We start from the raw sequence: 6,120 nt of genomic DNA on the forward strand, positions 1-6,120 counted from the left end.
TATTACCGTGTACAAAGGCTTGTTTCCCTTTTTCTTGATAAGCTTTGAGGAGGCGATTGACCTGTCTAAGAGACAGACCAAGCTCGACATTAGCACGTTGTTTCTTTTTCTTACCATCGTGTACTAATTTGATAACACGATACTTTTTCAATTCATTCACAGTGAGTAATATCCTTTTCATAAGTATTAGTTTAACATTTGGGACATTTTATGTTTCGACCTACTTAAGACATTATCACTTTCGAATGATATAAGATCAAAATAATTAACCCAAAGCACTTGAAAAATCAATTGTTTTTGGTATAATTAAATGGTGCGTAATGGACGCATACAAACGCTAATCCGCTGGGGCATGCGCGAAATGTGCGAATACTGCGGTAAGTTCTAAGATTAGTAGAAGAGGAGAATAAAAAATGAATCCATTAATCGAAGCTATCAACGAAGCGCAACTTCGGAGTGACATCCCTGATTTCCGTCCTGGTGATACTGTGCGTGTTCATGCTAAGGTTGTCGAAGGTACTAAAGAACGTATTCAGATTTTTGAAGGTGTCGTTATTGCCCGTAAAGGTCAAGGCATCTCAGAAACTTACACTGTTCGTAAAATTTCACATGGTTATGGCGTTGAGCGTATCTTCCCGATTCACACACCTCGTGTTGAAAAAATCGAAGTTCTCCGCTATGGTAAAGTTCGTCGTGCGAAACTTTACTACTTGCGTGCACTTCAAGGTAAGGCTGCGCGTATTAAAGAAATTCGTCGTTAAGATGATGATGTTGAACCCTTATTTTATAAGGGTTTTTCTTTTGTTTAAATGAGAGACTATCCGAAAAAAGAGGGGAGTTTTCAGATTTAAGAAAAATTTAAGATTTACTTAATAGTTGACTTAAGAATTGCATGGTATGATAACTATATCAAAAAGAAAATAAAGGAAGAAATCATGACAGAAACAGTTTTAACACTTAAAAATGTAACCAAGAAATTTGGTAGCCAACTTGCACTTGACAATGTCTCACTTGACGTTAAAAAAGGCGATATTTACGGTCTTATCGGGCGAAATGGTTCTGGGAAAACGACGATTATGAAAATCATCACTGATTTGTCCCAAGCAACATCGGGTAGTGTGACTTTGCTTGGTGCTAGCAAAAATACGGCGCAATATGTTCAAAGTCTTGGTCGAATTGGTGCTGTTATCGAATCACCAGCGGCTTACAATAAGTTGACTGCCTACCAAAATATGAAAGTTATCTGCCTGCAACGTGGCATTCACGATTATTCACTCATTGACGACATGCTCCAGTTTGTCAATCTGGCAGATACAGGCAAGAAGAAATTTAAGCAGTTCTCGCTCGGGATGAAACAGCGTCTCGGCATTGCTATGGCGCTTATTGGTCAGCCTGATTTTCTGATTTTGGATGAGCCGATTAACGGACTTGATCCTTTTGCGATTATCGAGTTTCGTGAGCTGATTCAAAAAATCAATCGCGAGCGCAATACGACGATTCTCATCTCTAGCCACATCTTGACTGAGCTTTACCAAGTCTCGACTTGCTTTGGTTTCATTCATAATGGCAAAATGGTGCAAGAAATTTCTAAAGACGATTTCGATGCTTTGGTCGTTGACTCCATTTTGCTCAATGTTGATAATGCTGAATTGGCAACAGTGATTTTACGTGAAAATTTTGAGGCGACTTTCCAAGTGACCAGTGACCACGATATTAAAATAACAAATACAACATTGACAGTCGCCGAAGTCAATAAAGTTTTGGCACAAAACGCAATTGGTATCAACTCAATTGGTAAACAAGAAAATACGCTTGAAGACTACTATACCAATCTCGTCAAAGAAATCGAAGGAGAGTAAAATGTTAAATTTAATCAAATCAGACTTTTATAGGCTCATGCGCTCGAAAGGATTTTATATCACAGTAATCGTCGAAATTCTCATCACGCTAGCTTTCTTTTACTTGCTGACAGCTGATATAAGCTCATCAGGAACAGTGAAAATTGAGCAAACAAGTGGGGGGCTTATCCAAAGTTTAAAAGGAACCATGTCAGGCATGGGCAGTGCAACAACTCAGATCAGTTATTTTGCGATTAGTCTTTTTGTCATCCTCGTTGGTCATGAATTTTCAATGCAGACTTTTAAAAATAGCTTGACATCTGGGATTAGCAAAACAAGTTTTGTCTTGGGCAAATATGTGACAACACTTTTGGCTTTCATGTTAATTGCTGCTACCATGTTTGTGACTTATTTTCTAGCTGGCATGATGAAGTTTGGTTCTGGTGATACGAACATTCCTAAACTGCTAGGGGAGATGGTCTTTATGACTATCGGAAATGGTCTTATTTTGAGTATTCTCTTTGCGATTGCCATGCTTATCTTAGTTGTGACACATAGTAGTGTTGCAGCGATTGCTTTTGCGATTATCTATCCAGCGGTTATCCCAACAGTGCTTTTTGTTGTCAAGGTTGACGTTTTGAAATACCTGTCATTTCTATCTTATGGTTGGCAGCTAGATGAGTTGAGCAAGGATAGTTTGCCTTATCTCATTATCGGTCTTGTAGTCATTGTTGTCTCGCTTGTTTCTAGCAGTCTTATTTTGAAGAAGAAAGTTGGTTAGGATGATTAAATTAATTAAAGCGGATTTGTATCGTTTGGTTCGCTCAACTGGCTTTTATATCACGCTTTTGGCGATTGCTCTTGTCAATGGTGGGATTACTTATTTGCTAACGTCTGATTTCAATGAGGGTGCTAATACAAGTTTTCATGAGCTTGTATCAGAAGAACAAGGTGGCTATACAACTATAATTATTTATTTTGCAGTGAGTTTGTTTGTTATCATTTTTGGGCATGAATTTTCGCAGCTGACTTATAAAAATAGCTTGATTTCAGGGGCTTCCAAGCTTGAGTTTATTCTTTCAAAATACGTCACGATTTTGCTGGCGTTTATGATGCTAACTTATTTATGCTTTTTCTCGACAGTTGTTGTTGCTTTTGTTCGTTTTGGTGCTGCTGATATGAACTTGTTTGTGATGATTGGCAATTTGCTTGCTGTTGGTTTTGGTGTTGCTGTGATTGTGAGTATCATCTTTAGTCTTGCTATGCTGCTGTTGATTGTGACAGGAAGTACAGTTGTTGCTATTTCATTTGCTATTTTATATCATATTGTGATTGTAATCGTACAGTTGTTATTGCATTGGCAATTTTTGACTTATCTTTCTTTCTTAGATTTTGGTAATTTATTAGATGCGCCACTGACATTTAATATCGCTGCGCCTTATGTTGCTATCACATTTGTTGTGATTAGTCTGTCGCTTGTTTTTAGCACCATTGCTATAAAGAAAAAAGAATTATAAGGGTCACAAATAAAATAAAATCAGCTTGTTTGCCAAAAACAGCTGATTTTTTGATATGATAGTAGAGACATAAATTAAAAAGGAGTTATAAATGACAGTGACATTTGAAGAAGTTAAAAGTAATCAGGCAGTTAGTCAATTATTTGAGTTGATTCAAGTTATTTGGCCAGAAGTTTTCACGTCAATTATTGGCGAGGCACAAGTTGCTTATATGCTTGAAAACTATCAGTCAATTACGAAAATTAAGACTGAAATTGCAGCGGGTGTCAGATATTATTTTATCGCATTAGACGGTAAGACTGTCGGTTATGCGGCGTATGCGTGTCAAGAAAATCAGTTTTTTATCAGCAAGATTTATCTTTTGTCAGATTTTCGTGGAAAAGGCATTTCTCGGCAAGTTTTTGAGTGGTTTGAGAAAATTGCGCGTGAACATGAAAAACCAAAGCTCCATTTACATGTTAATCGTGATAATCATCAAGCGATTGCTGTTTATCAGCATTTTGGGTTTGAAATTGTCAAAGAAGTTGTGACGCAGATTGAAGCTATTTTGATGCCAGATTATTGGATGGAGAAAGTGTTGTGAGATACTCAATTCACTATAAAACCAAAATACTTTTGACTAGATTCGTCACTTCGTCGTTTGGCTGATGGCAACTAACGTTGTCTCTATTTGGTTAATTGAAAGCAGTGCTTTGCACTTTAGCGCTTAGATAAGTAGCTTGTGTAGCAACGTTGGATGCTTTAGTGGTATACCACTTAGCCGTTGGCTAGAATTGGTAAATCTTGCTCAAAAGTTGCGTTTCGATTTTATAGCGAATCAAGTATAAATCACACATTCCCCCAATTTTTAAGATAAAATACGGCCAATTGTGTCCGATCGCGTAAGGCGAGTTTATCTAAAATAGCACTCAAATAATTCCGAATCGTACCTTCGCTGAGGAACATTTTTTCGGCGATTTCCTTGTTGCTCAGCCCTTTGGCAACGAGCGCTGTCAGAGCGATTTCTTTATCACTTAATCGGTCATGTGTGAGAGTACTTGGCTTTTTTTCATTGTCTTGCAATAAGTTTGGAATTTTTGAGATGATTTCCGTTCCAAAAACGCTTTGACCAGTCATCACGGCAGTTAGCGCAGGGACAATACTACTGTAATCTTGCTTGATAAGATAGCCTTTCACACCGTATTTTAAGGCTTTGAGGATATAATCATCGTCTGAAAAAGTTGTTAATAAGAGAATTTTTGCCTCTGGATATTGCGCCAAAATCGTTTTGGCAGCGGTAAGTCCGCTGACTTTTTTCATCTGAATATCCATAAGCAAAATATCTGGTTTGAGTTGCTCAAATAAGTGAATTGCCTCACTTCCGTCATGCCCAAGTCCAGCGATGTCAATCTTTTTTGCCTCTAAAATCATCTTTAAACTCGCTGTGATTAGCGGATCGTCATCTATAATCAGTACTTTCATTTTTCAACTCCATATTTTTGGGGACTTTGATAAGAATTTTAAAGCCATTTTGTCTGTAAATCGTCAGTTTACCTTGCAGATTTTTAATTCGCTCGGTCATGTTAAGTAAACCGATACCGTTTGTTTCAGTACTTGTTTGGGTGCTGCGACCATTGTCAGCAATCGTCAGCTGATACAGATCACTCATCTCCAAAAGCTCAAGCGTCACTTGCGTGGCGTTGCTATGTTTCATAACATTGTTCAGCGCCTCCTTGATAATTGCGATGAAATTGTACTTAATCGCACTCGGGACAGCATTTGGCAGCGCATAAGAAAGGCTCACTTGACAAAAATTGAAAGTCGCCAAAATCTCGTTGAGCGTCCTCTCCAGATCAACCGCATCATCATGCAAATCATGCACACTAGCCCGAATGCTGCTCATCGCCTCGTTGAGCGTTTCGTCCAAATGGTTAATGGGCTCACGCAACGGCGCTGTTTGATTAATCGTTTTTAACGCACCTGTCAGCAAAATCGAGCGAGAGAGCAGATGACCAACATTATCATGAATTTCGCGCGCAATCCGATTACGTTCTTTCAAAGTCGCAGCATAGATTTCATAATCTTGTTTTTCACGCAAGGTACGATTTTTATCTTGGAGCAAAAGGGTTAATTCAGCACTATCATCACGTGTTTTCTGTAAAATATTTTCTAGCTCCGACCATTTTGCCGTCTTATCAGCCATATAAATCGCTAATAAACACCCAAAAAGGAGGAGAAAAATCGTCGGGACATTGGAAATGACTTGGCGTTCAAAGACTTGATAGGCAAGGATGCCAAAAGCTAATAAGCCGATTTGAAAATTTTTAGGCGCTCTGATACTATAAAAAATGTTGGGTAAAAATAAGAGGCAAATAGGTAAAAATAAGGCTACGACAAGAAAAAAATAAGAAAATAGCAGTTGTAAGCGTAAATTTGCAACATATTCCAAAAGGCAGACATAGATTAGCGCAAGGAGAAAAGCGATAACAAGTTGTGTGTCTATCTTAACAGTACAAGCCAAAATCATGCTATAACTTAAAAGCATGGCTTGGTCAATCACTCTGCGCATGGGTTACCTCCTTATTTGAACTTCAAGCTAACTTTCTAGGAAAATAGACGATTTGTCCGCACGAGCTATGCTCGCTTACGGAAAAACACTAATTTTCTACGAAAGTTTGCGCCTTGGGCGCACCGCTTTTTAGTATCATGCTTTTATTTGAACTTCAAGCTAACTTTCTAGGAAAATAGACGTTTTGTCCGCACGAGCTATGCTCGCTTACGGCAAA

Annotated in this window: 7 protein-coding genes and 1 pseudogene; 5 read left to right on the plus strand and 3 right to left on the minus strand. The window is 38.2% G+C overall.

The genetic code is table 11. From position 1 onward, the window contains the following. A pseudogene (locus Hs30E_RS10235) lies at positions 1-160 on the minus strand (helix-turn-helix domain-containing protein); the annotation flags it as partial. 253 nt (positions 161-413) lie between these two features. On the opposite strand from Hs30E_RS10235, the gene rplS reads away from it, so the two are divergent. The 5 genes from rplS (at position 414) to Hs30E_RS10260 (ending at position 3,938) form a co-directional block, all read left to right on the plus strand. Continuing rightward, the gene (gene rplS, locus Hs30E_RS10240) at positions 414-761 is read left to right on the plus strand and encodes a 50S ribosomal protein L19 (RefSeq protein WP_172209850.1); all 348 of its coding nucleotides are present in this window, start codon (positions 414-416) and stop codon (positions 759-761) included. A gap of 174 nt (positions 762-935) precedes the next feature. Then, on the plus strand, positions 936-1,859 hold the full coding sequence (locus Hs30E_RS10245) for an ATP-binding cassette domain-containing protein (protein ID WP_172209851.1): 924 nt from the start codon (positions 936-938) through the stop codon (positions 1,857-1,859). 1 nt (position 1,860) lies between these two features. After that, a complete protein-coding gene (locus tag Hs30E_RS10250) occupies positions 1,861-2,619 on the plus strand; it encodes a DUF2705 family protein (RefSeq protein ID WP_172209852.1) in 759 nt (252 codons plus the stop codon). A 1-nt stretch (position 2,620) separates the two neighbouring features. Continuing rightward, the gene (locus Hs30E_RS10255) at positions 2,621-3,355 is read left to right on the plus strand and encodes a DUF2705 family protein (protein ID WP_172209853.1); all 735 of its coding nucleotides are present in this window, start codon (positions 2,621-2,623) and stop codon (positions 3,353-3,355) included. A 91-nt stretch (positions 3,356-3,446) separates the two neighbouring features. After that, entirely contained in the window at positions 3,447-3,938 is a 492-nt protein-coding gene (locus Hs30E_RS10260; RefSeq protein ID WP_172209854.1) for a GNAT family N-acetyltransferase, read from the plus strand. Between the two features lie 245 nt (positions 3,939-4,183). Here the strand turns inward: Hs30E_RS10260 and Hs30E_RS10265 are convergent, their stop codons facing one another. Continuing rightward, complete coding sequence (locus Hs30E_RS10265) at positions 4,184-4,816, minus strand: response regulator transcription factor (RefSeq protein WP_172209855.1); 633 nt, start codon at positions 4,814-4,816, stop codon at positions 4,184-4,186. Next, complete coding sequence (locus Hs30E_RS10270) at positions 4,794-5,903, minus strand: sensor histidine kinase (RefSeq protein ID WP_172209856.1); 1,110 nt, start codon at positions 5,901-5,903, stop codon at positions 4,794-4,796. Before Hs30E_RS10270 ends, Hs30E_RS10265 begins: the two co-directional genes overlap by 23 nt. Positions 5,904-6,120 lie beyond the last annotated feature (217 nt).

It is taken from the genome of Pseudolactococcus hodotermopsidis (assembly GCF_011170085.1).
Lineage (GTDB): Bacteria > Bacillota > Bacilli > Lactobacillales > Streptococcaceae > Pseudolactococcus > Pseudolactococcus hodotermopsidis.

Excerpts from the sequence above, each read along its gene's own strand:
- Hs30E_RS10270 (WP_172209856.1), bottom strand. The coding sequence starts at position 5,903 with ATGCGCAGAGTGATTGACCAAGCCATGCTTTTAAGTTATAGCATGATT.
- Hs30E_RS10265 (WP_172209855.1), bottom strand. The coding sequence starts at position 4,816 with ATGAAAGTACTGATTATAGATGACGATCCGCTAATCACAGCGAGTTTA.
- Hs30E_RS10260 (WP_172209854.1), top strand. The coding sequence starts at position 3,447 with ATGACAGTGACATTTGAAGAAGTTAAAAGTAATCAGGCAGTTAGTCAA.
- rplS (WP_172209850.1), top strand. The coding sequence starts at position 414 with ATGAATCCATTAATCGAAGCTATCAACGAAGCGCAACTTCGGAGTGAC.
- Hs30E_RS10250 (WP_172209852.1), top strand. The coding sequence starts at position 1,861 with ATGTTAAATTTAATCAAATCAGACTTTTATAGGCTCATGCGCTCGAAA.
- Hs30E_RS10255 (WP_172209853.1), top strand. The coding sequence starts at position 2,621 with ATGATTAAATTAATTAAAGCGGATTTGTATCGTTTGGTTCGCTCAACT.
- Hs30E_RS10245 (WP_172209851.1), top strand. The coding sequence starts at position 936 with ATGACAGAAACAGTTTTAACACTTAAAAATGTAACCAAGAAATTTGGT.